Genomic DNA, 17,766 nt, shown 5'->3' on the forward strand with positions numbered 1-17,766 from the left:
TTGCCAAGCCGGGGCCGCCGGCGGCCAGCGAAAGCGCCGTGTTGTCCGGTTGCAGAGGAGCCTGTCCCAGTCGCAACAGCAAGTGAAGTTGCACCGCGCGGAGGCCTGGAACGTCGGTCATGGAGGCTATCGTCAGTTCGCTGAGGCGGTACGCGGCGCAGTCTCTTCCCCGGCGACGCGGACGACGTCTCCGCTGGCCAGGAACTCCTGAGGGTTGTCGATAAGCCGATCGGTAATGCCCACGCCAGCGCGCACCTCGACCTCGTTGCCGAGGTTCCGCCCGAGCGTCACAGGCTTAAGTGCGACCCGGTGATCGTCGCCCACCTGCGCCACCTGCGTGCCGTTGCGGTCGAAAACCAGCGCGGTGGCGGACACGCGCAGCGTCCCCGGGTCTGAAGGCACGTGGAACCGGACCTCCACGAACGCCCCCGGCCAGAGTTTGCCTTCCGGATTGTCAGCCTGGAGCTCCACCAGACCCTTGCGGGTGTCTTCCGCGATGGCATTTGCAGTCGAGGTCACCTCTGCGTCGAACGATGCCTCCTGCCCTGGCACGTGCAAGGAAGCCTTCAGCCCCGGCCTCATCACGGCGAGGAAGGCCTGCGGCACGTTCACGTAGACACGCACCCGGTGGAGGTCCGAGACCCGATAGAGCGGCCGACCCGAGGTTCCCCCTGCGGTGAGCAGGTCGCCGATGTCAACGTTGCGCGCGGTTACGACGCCGTCGAAGGGTGCTCGGACCTCCTTGAATCGTGTCAGTTCCTCCAAACGCCCGACGTTTGCCTGCTGGGCGACGATGTTTGCTTTGGCCACCGATAGGGCCGCCGTACGCGAGGCCGCGGTGAAGCGGTCGGTGTCGCCGCGCTCCTCGCTAGACCAGCCCTGCGTTACCAGGCGGGCGGTGCGCTTGTTGGTGGCCGCACTGAGATCGGCGTTCGCTTGGGCTTGGTCGACCGCAGCCTGGAGCTGAACGAGGGTAGCGCGCGCCTCGGCGAGTTGCTGGTCGAGGTCGGGCGCCGAGATCTCGGCCAGGACCTCGTCCTTGCGCACGCGTGCGCCGATGTCCCGGTGCCAAGCCGTGACGTAGCCGCTAGCGCGGGCATACAACGTACCAGTGTAGAAGGCGCTCAGCGAGCCGGGCAGGGTCAGGTCTTCGTCCATGGGCCCGCGCCGCGCGTGCACTACACGGACGGTGGGTACTGCTTGCTGTTCGGTCCAGCTCGCGACCTCCTGCATCCCCTTCGCCCGGTCGTTGATGCCGACCCAGGCGAGCGCCGCGGCGCCGATTGCCACGCTGGCCAGCAGCAGGCCGACCCGGCGCCCCGATGGAAGGCGAGGCGATGCGACAGCTGGCTCGGCGCCCGCGTGCGCGGCGTCCTCGGATTTGACGTGTTGGGTGGGGTGCATGCGAGATCTGGGGTTAGGCTGATGGGGATGAGAGGGCTTGAGGGGAAGCGTCTTCGCGTCGGGCCCCGGCGCGGCGGGGCCGTCCATGCACGATGCCGAAGACCACCGGCACGAAGAACAACGTCGCAAGCGTGGCGAACAGCAGTCCGCCGATCACGGCGCGGCCGAGCGGCGCGTTCTGACCCGGCTCGATCGCCATCGGCGCCATGCCGATCATCATCGCCAGCGCGGTCATCAACACAGGCCGCAGACGCGTCGCCCCGGCCGCCAGGGCAGCCTCGATCGCCGTGCGTCCCGCGTCGAGCTGTTCGCGGGCGAAGCTGATGACTAGAATCGAGTTGGCGGTCGCGACACCCATGCACATGATCGCCCCCGTCAGCGCCGGCACCGAGACGTGGGTGTGCGTGGCGAACAGCATCCACACGATGCCGGCGAGCGCCGCTGGCAGCGCCGTCACGATGACGAACGGGTCGACCCAGGACTGGAAGTTGACGACGATGAGCAGGTAGATGAGCACGATCGCGAAGGCGAGGCCCACGAGCAGTTGCTGGTAGGCTTGCGCCATGGTCACCGCCTGCCCGCGCACCGTGACGGTCGCCCCCTTCGGTAGGTCGGCCCGCGTCTCGTCGATCGCCCGCTGGATGTCCGCGGTGACGCCGCCGAGATCTCGGTCCTGCGTCGTGGCCAGGATGTTGACGGTGGGGGCGATGTTATAGTCGGTCGCCACCGCGCTGAGCGGCTCCGGGCGGATCGTCGCCAAGCCCCCCAGGAGCTGCTCCGAGCGGGCGGCGGTGATCGGCAGGTTGTTGAGTGCGCCCAGCGTGTCGATCGAATATTGCGGCGTCTGGACTGAGACAGGGTAAGACACGCCGTTGCGCGGGTCGAGCCAATAGGTCGGGGCGGTCTGCGTACTGCCCGACAGCGTCGCTTGGAGGCTCGCGGCCGCGTCGCCCTCGGTCAGGCCGACGACCCCGGCAAGCGCACGGTCGAAATCGACCCGCAACGCGGGGTTGCGCGCCTGCTCCTGGATGCGGGCGTCCGCCACGCCGGCGCGGCGCCGAACCCGGGCCAGGAGCGTGTTGGCGTAGGCGCGGCCCCCCGCCACGTCGCGGCTGGCGACCTGCACGTCCAGCGCGGCGGGGGAGCCGCAGTTCAGGATCTGGCTGACGATGTCGGCGGGCAGGAACGCGAAGGTCACGCCGGGAAAATCCTGCGGCAGACGCTCGCGCAGCTGTCGGGTCAGGGCCGCGGTCGATCGCCCGCCCTCCCCGCCGCCTCCGGCCTCGTCGAGGGTCACAAGCATGTCGGCGTCGAAGGTGCCGATGGTGCCGCTGTTGCCGTAGGAAATGTTGATGCCACTGATCGGAAGGCCGATGTTGTTGACAACGCTAGCCACGCGTCCCAGCGGGATCAGCGTGCGCAGTCTTCCCTCGACCCGCCCGGTCAACGCCGTCATCTCCTCGATGCGCGTGCCCGTGGGAGCCCGCAGGTGGATGCGTAGCGCCCCCGCATCCATGTCCGGAAAGAAGTCCCGCCCGAGATAGGGGACGAGGCCGAACGACAGGCCGACCACCGCGAGGAAGCCGACCGCGAAGGACTTCCGGAGCGACAGCGCCAAGCCGAGCAGCCCGAGATAAGCCTGCCGCAGGGCCTCGAAGCGGCGCTCGAAGCCCCGCTGAAACCGGGCGAAGAAGCTGGGCTTGCCGGCCGAATCCTGTCCGTGTGCGTGCTCGGTCAGCAGGTAGCGCGCCAGCGTCGGCACCAGGGTGTAGGTAAGCGCGTAGGACGCGATCATCGCGAACACCACCGCCATCGCCAGCGGCCGGAACAGGAAGCCTGCCACGCCGCCTAGCGCCAGAAGCGGCACGAAGGCGATGCAGATGCAAAACAGGGCGACGGTGGCCGGCGGCATGATCTCCTGCGCCCCGCGGGTGATAGCGGTGACGATGTCCTCGCCGAACTCCTCCATGTGTCGATTGATGTTCTCGATGGTCACGGTGGCGTCATCCACCAGGATGCCGACCGCCAGGGCGAGCCCGCCAAGCGTCATCACGTTGATGGTCTGCCCGAGCGCCGAGAGCGCGATCAGCGAGCACAGCACGGCGAGCGGGATCGACACGGTGATGATCAGGGTCGAGCGCCAGCTGCCCAGGAAGACCAGAATCATCAGGCCGGTCAGCGCCGCGGCTATGACCCCCTCGCGAACCACCGCCACAACGGACTCGCGCACGAAGCCCGACTGGTCGGCCACGTACTTGAGGTCGACGCCCGTCGGCAGCCCCGCCTGGATGGCGGGCAGGCGCGCCTTGACGTCGGCGATGATGTCCAAGGTCGAGGCGTTGCCGATCTTGAGGATCGACATCAGCACGCCCTTCTTGCCGTCGAGCTGGACGACGTTGGTCTGGGGCGGCGAGCCGTTGCGCACGTGGGCGACGTCCCGCATGAAAACCACGGCGCTGTCCACGACCTTGACCGGCAGGTCGTTGAACGCCTCGATGGTCTTGGGTGAGTCGTTGAGGTCGACGATCCACTCGAAGGTCCCGATCTTCTGGGTGCCTACCGGGTTGATCAGGTTCTGCCGGGCCAAGGCTGCGCCGACGTCGGCCGCCGACAGGCCGTGGGCGTGCAGCGCCGACTGGTCGAGATCGATCTGCACTTGGCGCGCGGCGCCGCCGTAGGCGTAGGGCAACTGCGCCCCGGGGATCGTGGTGAGTTGAGGCCGGATGAAGTTCTGCGCGAGGTCGTTGAGCGCCGTCTGCGAGAGGCTGTCGCTGGACAGGGCGAGCTGGATGATCGGCACGCTCGACGCGTTGTAGGCGAGCATCAGGGGCGGCGTGACGCCCGGCGGCAGCTGCTTGAGCTGCGTCTGCGAGATGGATGTGACCTGCGCCTGGGCTGCAGTGATGTCGACGCCGGGCTGGAAATAGATCTTCACGATCCCGTAGCCCGGGACCGACTGGGATTCGATGTGCTCGATGTCGTTGACTGTGGTGGTCAGCGAGCGCTCGAACACCGAGACGATGCGCCCCGCCATGTCGTCGGGCTGCAACCCGGTGTACTGCCAGACGACGCTGATCACCGGGATGCCGATCCGGGGGAAGATGTCGGTCGGGGTGCGCACGATCGCCATGACCCCGAAGATCAGGATCAGGATCGACATCACGACGAATGTGTAGGGCCGCAGCAGGGCCAGTCGGACGATCGCCGCCATACCTTGAATTCGCCTTGATCAATCCGGTCGACGGGTCCTAACGGACGCGTACAGAAGCATATCGTATTATGCATTCATCGGGCCAGTGCGGCAATTTGATGATGTTGTTCCCGAGAATGGCCAGAAACATGGAGATACAATTCACCATATGCGCTCATTTTATTTACCTTTGCTGTCCTCGACGGTTCTGAACAGCCTTCAATGCGTAATTTTGCGGCATGCCGAGCGCTCACTGCGCCTTGACAATTTGGACCACCGTTGCGGAAAACTGAGCTACCGACTAAATGAGGGCGTGGTGGAACTGGCCCATCCGCGCTTTGAATCAACAGCTGATCTCGGACGACACGGGGCGCTTCGCCGGCGGCTCATCGTTCGTTGAGGTAGACGCCGATGCCCCGACTGAGACCGTGCCGACCTTCATTGGCCGAGGCGCGTTAACCAGGGTTTGCGGATGGTGAACGCATTTCCCACCATGAGGATTGATGGATCGTACCGAGGTCCGCTTCAATCAAGGCGAAGGCCTCGGACGTCCCCGGACGGGCGCAACTCCAAAGGTTCCCTTCTGAGCTTTGACATAACTTCCGCTCCCTACCCTTCTCCGAAATACAGAGGGTCCGCTTGCGGTTCGCTTAATCCAACTCTGTGATTGATACTGCCTAGCTCAGCGAGTTCCCCACGGTCCTGTCGAGTCCGCATGTTATCGTCGCCCTAAACCCTCCGAACTATGCCAATCCGACGCCAATCTCTGGCTGGAGCGGCCTCCTCCCATTCACGATCCTGGTCCGCCAGCAATGCGGCACGACGGACCTCGGTTGTCTCCATTTCCGCTGACAGCGCTTCCCTTGCCCCGTCGCCGGGGTAACGAGCGGACGTCCTGCACGCTCCCAGAAAACGGGCGAGCGTCATGACGAAACAGTCTACGTCGATGGGCGTCACAAGTCCTGTACCGAGGAGGTTGAGGCGCGAACGGCCGGCCATATCCGCACAAGAGCTGCCAGCGAACCCGAGCGCTGCGATCTTGTCGGCGTCCAGTGCCAGACGTTTGATTTGCGTTTCGCGCAGCAGCTCGAGCCTTCGTTCCCTGGTAGCCGCGACTGCGTGCGTCTGACGTGCGCTCGGCAGCCAATGTGCAATCTCATCGAGGATGAAAGTTCGAATAAGCTCGACCCGGACCGGTCCGAATTTCCTGATGCGAGCGATCTCTTCGGGAGAAGACTGAGCCAAATGAGATAGGTCGCGAAATCCTGCTTTGCGCAGGCGGGCTCGGAGGGAGGCTGTCAGGAAGCCGCGACCGAATCCCAAGGCTGAGAGATGCTGAATGTTGTCGCCAGAGAGGCCCTCGAACAGAGGGAGGCGCAAGCTGACCTCGTCAAAGAGGCTATCGTACCGGATGGTGCGCGTTGATCGCCTGGGCATCGCCGTCGCGCATACGGCGGTTTGCGGATGCACACAATGGGCGGTCGCCGCGGGCATTCGGAAGGTCTGCTTGTCTGGGATCTGATCGGGCTGGAAAGGACCAGATTGGCCGATAGCTGCCGGTCCGCTTCGGAGCTGTGCGGCGAGAAAGCAGACGGCTTCCTACCGACCCAACTCGATTGCCTGGGGCGCCATCGGCGCTTCCCGAAAGCGGCCATTGGTCCGCCATCAAGCAACTTCGGCTTGGAGTGCAGGCTGCGTGAAAACTTAGGTCCAAGCCGAAATTGTGGAACAATCTCCTACGCTGCTGCCATTTGAGCATCCTGTATGGCGGCGGTGATGCCGTCGGAATGCCTGCGCTGGCTGCGACCCGGGGCGCACCAGGGAAATTCTTCAACAAGCCATGAGTTTTCACACATGAGGTAATCGCTTGAGCGTTCCCCTCAGGGCCGGAGTGAGGCGGTCTACAATGGAAGAGATGGTTGTTCCCGGCAGGATGAAGGTGCGGGCTCACAACTGGACGCCGGGCCTATACATTGAGCGGAGAACGACCATGAGCGAGTATATCGGTCCCGATGTGTCGTTGAAAGACATTGCGATCTGTGTGCGGCGCGACGGTCAGCGGATTTGGCCGGGTAAGTGCGCCTTCGATCCCGTCGTCATTGCCGGGGCTGTGCGCACGCACGCCCCCGAAGCTCGACAGATCGTGTTCGAGACGGGGTCCTTGTCGATCTGGTTCTTCCATGCCCTCACGGCGGAAGGTCTTCCGGCGATCTATATCGACGCTCGCCATGGCAAAGCTGCCCTCGACATGGCCGCCAACAAGACCGGCGCCAACGATGCCGATGGTTTGGCTCATCTGGCCAAGGTCGGCTTCTTTCGCGAAGTCTGTGTGAAGGGATACGACAGCACGCTTGTGCGGACGCTGGTCGCCGGGCGGGACAAGCTCGTGCGGATGACGACCGAACTCTCCAATGAGATCTGCGGTCTGATAAAGACGTTCGGCTTGATCGTGCCGGGCGCAAAGGGCAGATCGTTCGAGGCGGAGGTTCGACGTCTGTTCTCGGACTAGGACGGTCTCGCTCGCGTCATCCTCCCGCTGCTGGAGGCCTGGGGTGCGGTTCGCCGGCGGGCGGCGGAACTCGGGCGCCAGCTCCTGGCCAGTGCCTGGCAAAGCCAAGCCTGCCAGCGTCTGATGGCGATCTCCGGGATCGGGGAGATCACCGCACCCGCCTTCGTGACCGCGATCGAGGGTCCTGCGAACTTCAGATCGTCACGTTCCGTCGCCGCCTGGTTCGGGCTGACGACGCGACGTTATCAGTCGGGCGAGATCGACTATGACGGCCTCATCTCCCGGAGAGGAGACGCGCTTATGCGGGGGCTCTTCTACGAAGCCGCAACCGTTCTACTGACGCGAAGCCGAGTGGACAGCGACCTGCACGCCTGGGGGCTGAAGCTGCGCGAGCGGCTGGGCTTCAAGCGTGCCGCCGTAGCCGTCGCGCGCAAACTGGCTGTCGTCATGCATGCCATGTTGCGGTCCGGCCAGCCCTGCCTGGCGAAGGCTGCCGTGGCCTGATCCCAGAACCCCCGAGCTTGCCACGCGTCAAAGCGCGTCAAGGCGTCCCTGCCGGGACGTGAGCGAACCATTCCGCCGAGGCTGTTGCACCCTGAGATCCTCACCGGTCCATCGAGCGCGTCACACATCGGAAGGTTCATCCTGCGAAGCCCCATCATGCGGCGGCTCATGCCGACCGCAAAGACGACCGTGCTCCCGGCAAACGACAGCCAGACTATCCAAAGAGGAATTGCTTTATACCGGGCGATTAGACGACAGCCTCGACCCATGTCGGTCGTTGGGACAGCTAGCGGCGCTTCCCTTAGCGGTCATTCGCCGACCGTCCGACGACTCGGGCCCAGGATGGATCTCGCCCGGACAGCTTTCGAACGGCAGCACAATAGATGGGCGCTGTCATCCCACCTGCTGATGGCGATTTGCCGGGGTTAAATATGCACGCCGATTATGATGGGATATAAACTATACAAAAATCTATCATCCTGAGCTGCTGGTTCGTGTGCTAGCCAAACCAGCAGCTCAGTAGTTATTCAGTTGCCCCACATTCTCCGATGCTCGAAACGACGACGAGCCATCCGATGCCGCATGTGATAACTGGTCATGCGACGCTGCATGCGTACGTTAGTGATCATACTGGAAGGAGCCGAGGCGATACCTGAATTGATTACGGCGGCAGAGGCTGGTGTTGCAAGTGAAACAACACTAAGTGCCATGAATGCCGCGACCGAGACGAATGATATGCGCAAAACGAAACCTTTCTGCTTTACAGTGAAGTTTCAAAACAAAACCTCACAATGGTGATCCATCGCCCTAACTCCCGAATTGCAAATTGGCTCTCAATTACCACAACAAATTTCCGTTACCTGGCGTCCGGTGGACGTTCCGGAGCTCGCAAGAAATTGCGCTTCACACGAAGGAGTAATTACGACTAAGCCTTACCGTCCAGTGGACCTTGACGAAGCCAGTCGGCGGTCTGTCGCGGGTCGGGAGGGGCCCCTGTGGCTGTGGTCTACTTTGATTTTCATGCATCCGCTGCTGTGAAGCAGACCGTTAGAAACCCACTAACCCAGCCGTTCAGAGGCGTCCGCCAAAACCACCGAAGCTGGCCTAAAACCGCTGGTTTGCTTCGAAGTAGATCGGCTGGATAAGCAGACAGGCTCACTCAGGTCCGACCCGCACGAAGGAAGCGGATGTCAACGATCTCGTCTTTCATCGATCGTTCCGGATGGCTGTGCTCACCCGACCCAGGGACTGCCTTGCGCCAACAACTCTTTCTGCAACGTGGCGCCCTACAGGAGGGGCAGTCCAGATCGATGCATCTTCCGCCGCCTCATTTCAGGCCCGCTGACCAAAGCAGCGCAGGGTATGACGGTAGGGGAATAAGGCGCACCCCGGTGAGCCGATACCTTCCTACACAAATCTGTGTCTCCGAATTCCAGGAACGGCATCAGTGCGGCCACGGTTAGTGCACGGCGGGTGCATGGCCACGCTTCGCGTGACGCACTTCGTTCAGGATCGATGCGGGCGGGGTCGATGCAGGTAGGACCAATCAGAAGCATCGCGGAGCAGTCGACGCGCGACGCTGTGGCGATCTGGATTGCTCTCGCCCTTACCTACCTCGTTTTTGCCGGTACGGTGAGCGTCAACGAGGGCTTGGCCGCGATCGTTTGCGCCACGCTCGGTACGGCCTGGTGGTGGGGCGTCGGGCGGCGTAGCGGCTTGCGGTTCCGCTTCGATCGAGCGGCGCTTCGCCCGCTCGGGGCCGCGATCCTCAACCTGCCCCGACAAACCGCCCAAGCGGGGCGTCACCTGATAGAGGCCGTGCGCACGTGTGGTGCGGGCGGAAAAATCTGCGAGCGCAGCGTGGCCGGCCTGGGCTGGGCGACGCCGGACGGGCCGACAGCTCGGGCCGCGCGAGCCGTCGGTCTGCTCGCCGCGTCCCTGGCTCCGGACAGCTTCGTGCTCAACCTGGACCGCGCTCACGGGACAGTGACGACGCACGCCCTGAGGAGCGAGGCGCCGTGACGATCTGGACGGCCGCCATCCTGGCGCTGATGCCGCCCTTCACCCTCGCGGTGATGCTGGCGTGGCGCGGCAGCCCCAGCCAGCGTTTCGCCGCCTACCAGTTCGCCGGCACCGTCACGGTGCTGATCCTGACACTGATGGCCTTCGCCACAGATCAGGCGTCGATCACCGATCTCGCCCTGACACTCGTGCTGCTCAGTCTGCCCGGCACGATGCTTCTAGCGGTTTTCCTGGAGCGCTGGATATGACCCTCGCGATCGGCTTACTGCTGAGCCTCACCATAGCCATTACGTGGCTGGCGTCTCTTGCCTTGTGGCGCCTGCCCCGAGCACTCGAACGGCTGCACGTCCTCGCCTTCCTCAACGTCACGACCTCCGTCCTCGTAACGGCGGCGGCCTTCCTGGCGGACGGCGTCTCAGGGCGTTCGGTGAAGATCCTGCTGATAATGGTCGTCTTCCTCGCTTGGGCGGCGGTGCTATCGCATGTGTCCGGCCGGGCCATGCTGATGCGCGAAGGGCGCTCGGCATGAGCGCGATCCTGCCCCTGCTCTTCCTGCTCACTGCCCTCTCGGGAACCGCCGTGGTGCTCGTCCGGGATCCCACCCGACAGGTCTTCGTCATCGCGGTCAATGGGCTCGTCCTGACGATCCTTTTCGACGCGCTGCAGGCCCCGGATGTCGCTCTATCGGAGCTGGCAGTCGGCTCGGCGGCGGTGCCGCTCCTCTACCTCGTGGCGCTCATGGCGGTACGCAATCAGCTACCCGGGAAGGAGTCGTGACACCGCGTATTCGCGTCGCATTGCTCGCCCTGGCCGGCGTAGTCCTGCTCCCGGGCGCCGCAGCGGTGATCACCGGACTGCCGCCCTTCGGTGCCACGATCGCCCAGTACGGCGAACGCATCAACGCAATCACGCCAGAGGCGCGGCACGTCGCCAACATGGTCAGCGCGATCAACTTCGATCTGCGCGGGCTCGACACTCTGGGCGAGGAGTTCATGCTGCTCGCCGCCATCACCGGGACGGTGGTGCTGTTGCGTGGCCGCCGCGGCGAGGGCAACACCGAGCGTGCCCTGCGCCGGCCTGGACGTGCGGTAATACCGCGCTCCGAGGCCGTGGTGCTCGTGTGCCGGATCGCGGGCCCGCTCACGGCCCTGTTCGGCTTGTATGTGGTAGTGCACGCGACCGTTACCCCAGGCGGGGGCTTCCAGGGCGGCGTGATCCTCGCATCCGGGACGCTGATAATCTACCTCGGCGAGGGCTATGCTGGCTGGCGCGACGCGGTGCGCAGCCACTGGCTCGATGGGCTGGAGGGCGGGGGCGCCCTGCTCTTCACCCTGTGTGGGTTGGCACCGATGCTGACCGGTGCCGCCTTCATGCAGAACATAATGCCGCTCGGTACCTTCCGCGACCTGATGTCGGGCGGCCTGATGCTCGTCGAGAATCTCGGCGTCGCCTTAGCGGTGGCGGGGGGCTTCACTCAGCTCTTCCTGGAATTCATGGAAGAGACCCGCGAAGCGGACGAGCTCGACGAGCCCGGAGAGGAATCCGCGTGAGTGTGGTCTCGAACATCCTGCCTTATGCCGTCGCTGTGTGGCTGTTCGGCGCAGGCCTCTATGGCATCGCCACGAGCCGGAACTTAATCCACCTCGTGGGCTGCCTCGGCGTCTGCCAGTCGGCGACCTACGTGCTGCTGCTCGGCCTCGGCTACCGCTGGGGCAGCATCGCGCCGATCTTCTACGATCACCCTCCGGGCACGCCAGCCGTCGATCCGGTCATGCAGGCGCTGGTGCTCACCGACATCGTGGTCGGCGCGACCCTAACAGCCCTGCTCCTCGTGCTGACGATCCAAGTGTACAAGCGTAGCGGTAGCCTCGACCCAGAGAAGCTCCGCCCCATGCGCGCCCGGCAGGGCTCCGACCGCGCCGAGGGATCGGACCGCGGACACGACGGTAAGCGGACAGTCTTGTGACCCTCGGGCCCTCCGCGCTTCTCCCCCTGCCGGTCGCCATCCCGCTGGTCTTCTGCGCGGTGATGCTGGCGACCGCCCACCTGCTGCCCGGCCGGCTGCCCGACATCCTGGCGACGCTCGCCGCGCTCAGCGTCGCGATTCTGTCCGGCATGATCGCTGTTCACGCTGCCGACGGTCCCCTGGTCTACTGGTTCGGCGGCTGGGAGCCGCGTGACGGCGTCCATCTCGGAATTGGCTTCGGCGTGGACGCGGCTAGCGGCTGGATCGCGGCCTTCATCGGCGTGCTCTACGTATTAACCTTCATCTTCGCGTGGGGCTTTTTCGACCGGACCCACGGTCACTTTCACATCCTGATGCTGCTGTTCCTGGCCGCCATGATCGGGTTCTGTTTCACCCGCGACATGTTCAACCTGTTCGTGTGGTTCGAGGTGATGAGCGTCGCTGCCTTTGCACTCACCGCCTACCATCTGGAGAAATCCGCCCTCTCGGGTGCGATCAATTTCACCGTCATCAACAGCCTCGCCGGCTTCTTGATGCTCGGCGGCATCGGGTTGATTTACGCCCAGACCGGCAGCCTTGACTTTGAAGGCATCGCATCTGCGGTGGGACGCGGCGGTCGGGATCCGGTAGTGGCCGGGGCTTTCTGCCTAGTGGCGACCGCTCTGATGATCAAAGGCGCGATCGTACCGTTCCAGTTCTGGCTCGCGGACGCTCACGCGGTGGCGCCGAGCCCGGTTTCAGTGATCTTCTCTGGCGCGATGGTGTCATTAGGACTCTTCGGCCTCGCGAAGGTGAGCGCCGTTGTTTTCGCCGGCTCCGACCAAGTCCAGCATGCTCTACCAACTCTTCTCGAGGGGTTAGGCAGCATCACCGCCATCCTCGGCGGCTGGATGGCGCTGCTGCAACGCCACATGAAGCGAATGCTGGCCTTTTCGACGATCTCGCATGCCGGGATCATGCTCACCGCCCTGGGAGCCCTTTCGCCGGCTGGCACAGGAGGGATGCTGGTCTACGTCGTGGGTCACGGTCTGGTAAAAGGCGCGTTGTTCATGATTGCCGGCATCCTGCTGGCAACCCGGGCCAGTATCGACGAGATTGCTCTGCGGGGCCTCGGACGTGGGATCGGGCCAGCCGGATTCGCGATGGCTCTGGCCGGCCTCCTGCTATGCGGCCTGCCGATCGGCGTCCTCGACCAAGGTACGCGTCTCGTCCAGGGCGCGCTTTGGCACCAAGAGCGCTGGATCGCGCTCGCCGCTGGCGCCATCGGCGCGGGGCTGACGGGGGCAGCCGTTCTACGGGCGACAGGCCGCATCTTTCTCGGACTCGGGCCCGATCCCGGCGACGAGGGCGGGGCGCCGAGCGAGGACGAGCGCGAGAAGGCCAACCGTCCGCTGTGGGTGATGCTAGGACCGTGCTGCGTCCTGTTAGCCTTTGATGTCGGATTGCCGGCAAGCCTGATCGCCAACGCGACGCCGGAAGCTGCCTCGGCCTTCATGCATCAGCCTTCCGTGTCAGCGAAGGCCGAGGGGCCGGCATGGCTGACTTGGATCTCCGTTGCGCTGGCCCTGGCGGGGGCCGGCTACGGCCTGTTTCGGACGCGGTTGCCGAAGCTCGTCATCCGCCCGCTCCGCGCCACACAATCGGTGCCAACGCGCGCTCTCGAGCTGCTGCACAGCGGACTGATCGGCGACTATGCGGCCTGGCTCGCGATCGGCGTGGCGTTGATAGCGAGCATCCTCGCTGTGTCATGAGCGTCTCATTCAGTTATCCCGTGCGTGAGGCAGGCGCGAAAGACTTAGAGTAGTCGATGACCGCCAAGGCAATCCCGCGAGGCGGGACTGGCTCATTCGTACCCCGGAACCCGACGCGATGGCGAGCTACCGGTCCGTCCGCGAATAGCTTGGTCAGATGAGCACCGATAACCGACTGCTCCGTTCTTCGAGGTATTGAGCGGCAGCCCCGGGGCGAGACACTCGCCCCCAAAGCACCCATCGACCTATCCAGCCGCGTCTGCTTGAAGGATGATGATTGCTCAGATTAAATGGCTCGGTTGTGTCGTCGATCACCAAGCAGCATCGGATCCGCAGACCAGCCGGTCCGCGGAGCGGCCCAACTCCGTTCAGAACAGGTTGTCGTCTCAGAGTCCGTCCGAGAAGTCATGGTGATCGGGCGAGACGTCTGACGAAATCATGACGGCTGCGGCGTAGAGGAAGGCTTTGGCAGAGGCGAGGGTCGCTTCCGGGTCCTTCCAGAGGCGCCGGTTGCGACTGATCCAGGCGAAGAACCGCTCAACGACCCACCGGCGTGGATGCACAGCGAAGCCGACCTGATCCGGCGGCTTGCGCACGATCTCGACGGCGATGATCGTCGCGCTCGCTGCCTTGTCGCCAGCATAGCCGGCGTCGGCGGAGGCCTTGGTAATGAACGGGCAGCTTCGGCGTGACACGTGCAGGACCGGCACGGCTCCGTCCCGGTCCCGCACGTCGGCAGGCTGCGGATCGAGGACGAGCGCACGCCCGTCCGTATCGACCAGCGCTTGGCGCCTGCGGCCTTTGACCTTCTTACCGGCGTCGTAGCCGCGCGGCCCGCCGCTCTCCGTGGTTTTGACTGTCTGGCTGTCGAGCACTGCGGCGGACGGCGAGGCTTCGCGTCTGACACGCTCGCGATCAGCCATGAGGAGGTGGTGATTGATCCGGCTAAACAGCCCTGCGTCGCGCCAGCGGCTGAAGGAGCCGAACGTGGTCGATCGCGGCGGCAGATCCTTGGGGATCAGCGGCCATGCGATGCCGCCGCGCAGGACTGAGACGATCGCGTTCAAGATCTCCCGCGGCGTCCAGACCGGAGGCCGCCCGCGTGGCTCAGGCCTCGGCATCAGCGGCTCGATCACCACCCACTCGGCATCGGTGAGATCGGTTTCATAGCGAAGGCATGCGCGGCTATGCTGCCGCCGGGTGGTCGGGGTCCACATGGCGCTTCCAGGTTAGGCTTCAGCAACCCGCCTGGAATCATCGCCATCCCGGCCCCTCAACCCCGCCTCGGATCGTTATCGGACGGGCTCTAAGTGATGTCTCCGACTGTCTAGGTATTATCGAGGATGTCTCGCAATGAGACGCCAACGTGGGCGGTATCAAGTTCCGGCAGAATGTCATTTTTAGTTATATGATGCAGAATACTCAAATAATGCTCTTGAAAGGCCGTATTTTTTCGAAACGTATGGTCGCTAGACAGTCCAATCCGCTGATGTGCATCAAGTTGTCTGCTCGTTCCGTCCAAGCTTCTCGCTGCTATCGGCCTTGCCGGGCAAGGTTGCTATGGGGCCTGCGCCCAACGATCCCTCCCGAAATAACAAAGATCAAGGTCGGCCTGGTTTTCACCCGGATAGATGGAGTCGGCCCGTGCAGCTGACACCTGGGAAATCCCCTGGGGCGATCTGTCCCTGGGCCAGGGCGCCAATGTGATGCAGTCAACTGTCGCGCTGCTGTGTTTGGCAATGGACCCGTCTCGCGGCCCCGTTCAGCGCGGGGTGGGCGCAGAGATAGCTTAGGCCGCCCATGTGGTACCTCTACGCCATCGCCCTCTTGGCCGGCGTCGCCAACGCCATCGAGCCTGGGCAGAACGCCACCCTGGCGAAGGCCACGGGACAACCCATGCTGGCAGGTCTGTTCTGCTTCGGCTTATCGGTCGTCTGCCTCCTCGCTGTGATGCCCGTTGTCCGCCTCTGGGGCAAACCCGCGGTCGATGCCACGTCGAGGGTCCCGTGGTGGGCTTGGCCCGGCGGCATTTTAGGAGCTGCGATCGTTCTGGCGCAGCTCTACGTCTCCGAGAAGCTCGGCGCTGCGCCGTTCCTGGGCTGCGTCGTCACGGCGGGCGTCATCGGCTCGATCATCCTCGACCATTATGGTCTCGTGGGCTTCGATCGGCATCGCGCCAGCCGCTGGCGGGTCGTTGGCGGGGTTCTGATGATTACCGGCGTCGCCCTCGTGGCGTTGTTTTGACAGCCACGGCCAATGCTCCGAACGCCTTGCGTCTAGCAGGATCACGACATGCTTTTTCTCTATGGGTTCGTGCTGCTGGCGGGCATCGCCAGCGCAATCGAACCTGGCCAGAACGCTGGCCTCGCGAAGTCGCTCGGGCGGCCACTGCTGGCGGGCATCATCAGCCTAATCATCGGCATTGCCACGTTTGCAGTGGTGATGCTGGTGACCGGACAGTACGGATGGCCAGGAATGGACCGTCTGGCGCAGGTTCCCTGGTGGGCTTGGTACGGGGGAGTGCTGAGCGCGGTCCTGGCACTTGCCCAGCTCTACGTATCCAAGAAGGTCGGAGCAGCGACCTTCCTTGGGTTGCTTGTCACGGCGGGTGTCGTCACGTCGATCCTTCTCGACAATTTCGGCCTCGTCGGTTTCAAGGTCCACGAAGTCAGCCTTTGGCGAGTACTGGGCGGTACCATGATGATTGGGGGCGTTGCGCTGGTTGCACGGTTCTAACGTGGGATTGGGATTGCCCCGGTTTGATGGACATTGAGACCGCTTTTGCGTGAGGTGTTCGTCCGATGCCCAAGACCTGTCCCGCATCCCCCGCCGAGTTCCACCGGTAGATGGTCGATCTGGTCCGCGCCGGCCGTGATCCCACCGATTTGGCTCGCGAGTTCGAACCCTAGGGCCAGACCATTCGGAACTGGGTCGCCGAGGTCGATTGTATCGAGGGGCGTCGGGAGGAGAAGCTCCCGGGTGCCGATCCCGGCCTGACGACGGTCGAGCGCGACGAACTCATCCGGCTACGGCGTGAGAACCGACAGTTGAGGCTGGAGCGCGATATCCTCTCTCGCGCGACAGCCCAGTTTGCGCGGGAGACTGGAGTTCTGCCCTTGGGGTCTTCCGGTTCATGAGCGCCAACCAGGCCGACTTCCCGATCACGGTGATGGCGCACACCCTCGGCGTGTTGAAGGCCGGGTATTATGCCTGGGCCGACCGGCAGCCCTCGGCGCGACGTGTGGCGGACGTTGCCCTGCTGAAGCGGATCCGCACCGTCCATCTCAGCTCGCACGAGACCTATGGCGCGCCACGCGTCCACGCCGACCTGCGCGAGCAGGGCGAGCGGCATCCCGCAGACACGGGTCCCATTGCACATGTGCAATGGGTGCCCGCCATTGCCCAGCTGATGCGCGAGGCCGGCTTCGTCGGGGCCAGCCATCGGCCCGGTGGCCCCATCACGACGCGCCGGGACCGGGAGGTGCGTCCGGCTCCCGATCTCGTCGACCGCAACTTCGCCGCCGCCGCCCCGAACCAACTGTGGGTGGCGGATATCACCTATGTGCCGACTGCTGCCGGCTTCTTCTACCTCGCCGTCGTACTCGACGCCTTCAGCCGCCGGATTGTCGGCTGGGCGATGGCCAATCACCTCCGGTCGGAGCTTGTCCTGGACGCCCTGGAGATGGCCGTCACCCAGCGCAGGCCCCGCGACGTGATCCGTCATTCGGATCAGGGTTCACAATACACGTCGCTAGCCTTCGGCAGCCGCTGTTAGGAAGCGGGCGTGCGACCCTCAATGGGCTCGGTCGGCGATGCCTACGACAACGCCATGGCCGAGAGCTTCTTCTCGACCCTCGAATGCGAACTGCTCGCACGTCGTCGCTTCCGCTCGCAGGCCGAGGCACGGATGGCCTGCTCAGCTACATCGAGGGCTTCTACAATCCGCAGCGCCGGCACTCGGCGCTTGGATACCGCGCCCCCGTCGTCTACGAGCAGGAAACCCAGCCGGACCCGTTACCCGAGCCCCTCTTCAGCCAAGCCCTCTAACCGTCCACAGAAACGGGGCAATCCCACTGTCGGGAAGGCTCCATCTCTGGGACAAGCCGGAGCCGACACTCAAAGCTAGACCTCGGCGTTCTAATTCAAGGCAGGCCGCCAGCGTCGGGCCATTGCGCTGGCTCAACGGTACGCCAGCCCGGTATTTGATCACGCTGGTGCTGACAGCATGGTCTGTCAGCACCTTGAGGATCGCTTGTTCTAGATTCTTCAAGGATCGCATTCGGAACACGATGCATGACCCGACGCCAAGCGCACGTTTCGATTGCTCACAATCCTGTTAGGCACACACCTCGTGCCCGGTGATCTGAGGTTTTCGATATGTGATGCGACGAGCCTTGATCGATACGGTGGTTGAAACGCT

The 17,766-nt window shown here is 64.1% G+C and carries 14 protein-coding genes and 2 pseudogenes; 12 read left to right on the plus strand and 4 right to left on the minus strand.

Annotated elements, in window-relative coordinates; translation table 11 throughout:
• Nucleotides 1-132 precede the first annotated feature (132 nt).
• From AO398_RS26580 to AO398_RS27920, 3 genes are all read right to left on the minus strand, one after another.
• Nucleotides 133-1,404, minus strand: coding sequence for an efflux RND transporter periplasmic adaptor subunit (locus AO398_RS26580; RefSeq protein WP_058195225.1), 1,272 nt, complete (start codon nt 1,402-1,404; stop codon nt 133-135).
• 13 nt (nt 1,405-1,417) lie between these two features.
• Entirely contained in the window at nt 1,418-4,615 is a 3,198-nt protein-coding gene (locus tag AO398_RS26585) for an efflux RND transporter permease subunit (protein WP_058195227.1), read from the minus strand.
• Between the two features lie 708 nt (nt 4,616-5,323).
• Nucleotides 5,324-6,088 (minus strand): hypothetical protein, encoded by a 765-nt coding sequence (locus AO398_RS27920; RefSeq protein WP_243959531.1) that lies wholly within the window; start codon nt 6,086-6,088, stop codon nt 5,324-5,326.
• 496 nt (nt 6,089-6,584) lie between these two features.
• Between AO398_RS27920 and AO398_RS26590 the strand changes: the two are divergent.
• The 9 genes and pseudogenes from AO398_RS26590 to AO398_RS26625 all read left to right on the plus strand — a co-directional run bounded on the left by AO398_RS26590 (nt 6,585) and on the right by AO398_RS26625 (nt 13,346).
• Nucleotides 6,585-7,607 (plus strand): annotated as a pseudogene (locus AO398_RS26590) (IS110 family transposase).
• Between the two features lie 609 nt (nt 7,608-8,216).
• Nucleotides 8,217-8,405, plus strand: a complete 189-nt coding sequence (locus tag AO398_RS28670) for a hypothetical protein (protein WP_152997671.1) — start codon at nt 8,217-8,219, stop codon at nt 8,403-8,405.
• A gap of 783 nt (nt 8,406-9,188) precedes the next feature.
• On the plus strand, nt 9,189-9,629 hold the full coding sequence (locus AO398_RS26595; protein WP_243959533.1) for a hypothetical protein: 441 nt from the start codon (nt 9,189-9,191) through the stop codon (nt 9,627-9,629).
• A complete protein-coding gene (locus tag AO398_RS26600) occupies nt 9,626-9,877 on the plus strand; it encodes a monovalent cation/H+ antiporter complex subunit F (RefSeq protein ID WP_082643469.1) in 252 nt (83 codons plus the stop codon). Before AO398_RS26595 ends, AO398_RS26600 begins: the two co-directional genes overlap by 4 nt.
• Nucleotides 9,874-10,158 carry a monovalent cation/H(+) antiporter subunit G gene (locus tag AO398_RS26605; RefSeq protein WP_058195229.1) on the plus strand — a complete coding sequence of 95 codons (285 nt, stop codon included), beginning with the start codon at nt 9,874-9,876 and terminating at the stop codon, nt 10,156-10,158. The genes AO398_RS26600 and AO398_RS26605 overlap by 4 nt, the downstream gene beginning before the upstream one ends.
• Nucleotides 10,155-10,406 carry a DUF4040 domain-containing protein gene (locus AO398_RS26610; RefSeq protein ID WP_058195231.1) on the plus strand — a complete coding sequence of 84 codons (252 nt, stop codon included), beginning with the start codon at nt 10,155-10,157 and terminating at the stop codon, nt 10,404-10,406. The genes AO398_RS26605 and AO398_RS26610 overlap by 4 nt, the downstream gene beginning before the upstream one ends.
• The gene (locus tag AO398_RS26615; protein WP_058195233.1) at nt 10,403-11,179 is read left to right on the plus strand and encodes an MnhB domain-containing protein; all 777 of its coding nucleotides are present in this window, start codon (nt 10,403-10,405) and stop codon (nt 11,177-11,179) included. The genes AO398_RS26610 and AO398_RS26615 overlap by 4 nt, the downstream gene beginning before the upstream one ends.
• Nucleotides 11,176-11,595 carry a cation:proton antiporter subunit C gene (locus AO398_RS26620; RefSeq protein WP_058195235.1) on the plus strand — a complete coding sequence of 140 codons (420 nt, stop codon included), beginning with the start codon at nt 11,176-11,178 and terminating at the stop codon, nt 11,593-11,595. Before AO398_RS26615 ends, AO398_RS26620 begins: the two co-directional genes overlap by 4 nt.
• Complete coding sequence (locus AO398_RS26625; RefSeq protein ID WP_058195238.1) at nt 11,592-13,346, plus strand: proton-conducting transporter membrane subunit; 1,755 nt, start codon at nt 11,592-11,594, stop codon at nt 13,344-13,346. Before AO398_RS26620 ends, AO398_RS26625 begins: the two co-directional genes overlap by 4 nt.
• Before the next feature lie 405 nt (nt 13,347-13,751).
• Here the strand turns inward: AO398_RS26625 and AO398_RS26630 are convergent.
• A protein-coding gene (locus tag AO398_RS26630) for an IS5 family transposase (protein WP_244498899.1) occupies nt 13,752-14,563 on the minus strand; the annotation gives its coding sequence in 2 pieces (ribosomal slippage) (nt 13,752-13,780 and nt 13,780-14,563; 813 coding nt in all).
• Between the two features lie 583 nt (nt 14,564-15,146).
• Here AO398_RS26630 and AO398_RS26635 point away from each other — a divergent pair.
• The 3 genes and pseudogenes from AO398_RS26635 to AO398_RS26645 all read left to right on the plus strand — a co-directional run bounded on the left by AO398_RS26635 (nt 15,147) and on the right by AO398_RS26645 (nt 17,393).
• Nucleotides 15,147-15,590: a DMT family transporter gene (locus tag AO398_RS26635; RefSeq protein ID WP_058195240.1), complete on the plus strand. Its 444-nt coding sequence runs from the start codon at nt 15,147-15,149 to the stop codon at nt 15,588-15,590.
• A 48-nt stretch (nt 15,591-15,638) separates the two neighbouring features.
• Nucleotides 15,639-16,082: a DMT family transporter gene (locus tag AO398_RS26640; RefSeq protein WP_058195242.1), complete on the plus strand. Its 444-nt coding sequence runs from the start codon at nt 15,639-15,641 to the stop codon at nt 16,080-16,082.
• A gap of 110 nt (nt 16,083-16,192) precedes the next feature.
• Nucleotides 16,193-17,393, plus strand: a pseudogene (locus AO398_RS26645) (IS3 family transposase).
• The last annotated feature ends 373 nt before the right edge of the window (nt 17,394-17,766 follow it).

Origin of the sequence: Methylobacterium sp. GXS13 (assembly GCF_001455965.1) — a bacterium.
In the GTDB taxonomy this organism is placed as follows: Bacteria; Pseudomonadota; Alphaproteobacteria; order Rhizobiales; family Beijerinckiaceae; genus Methylobacterium.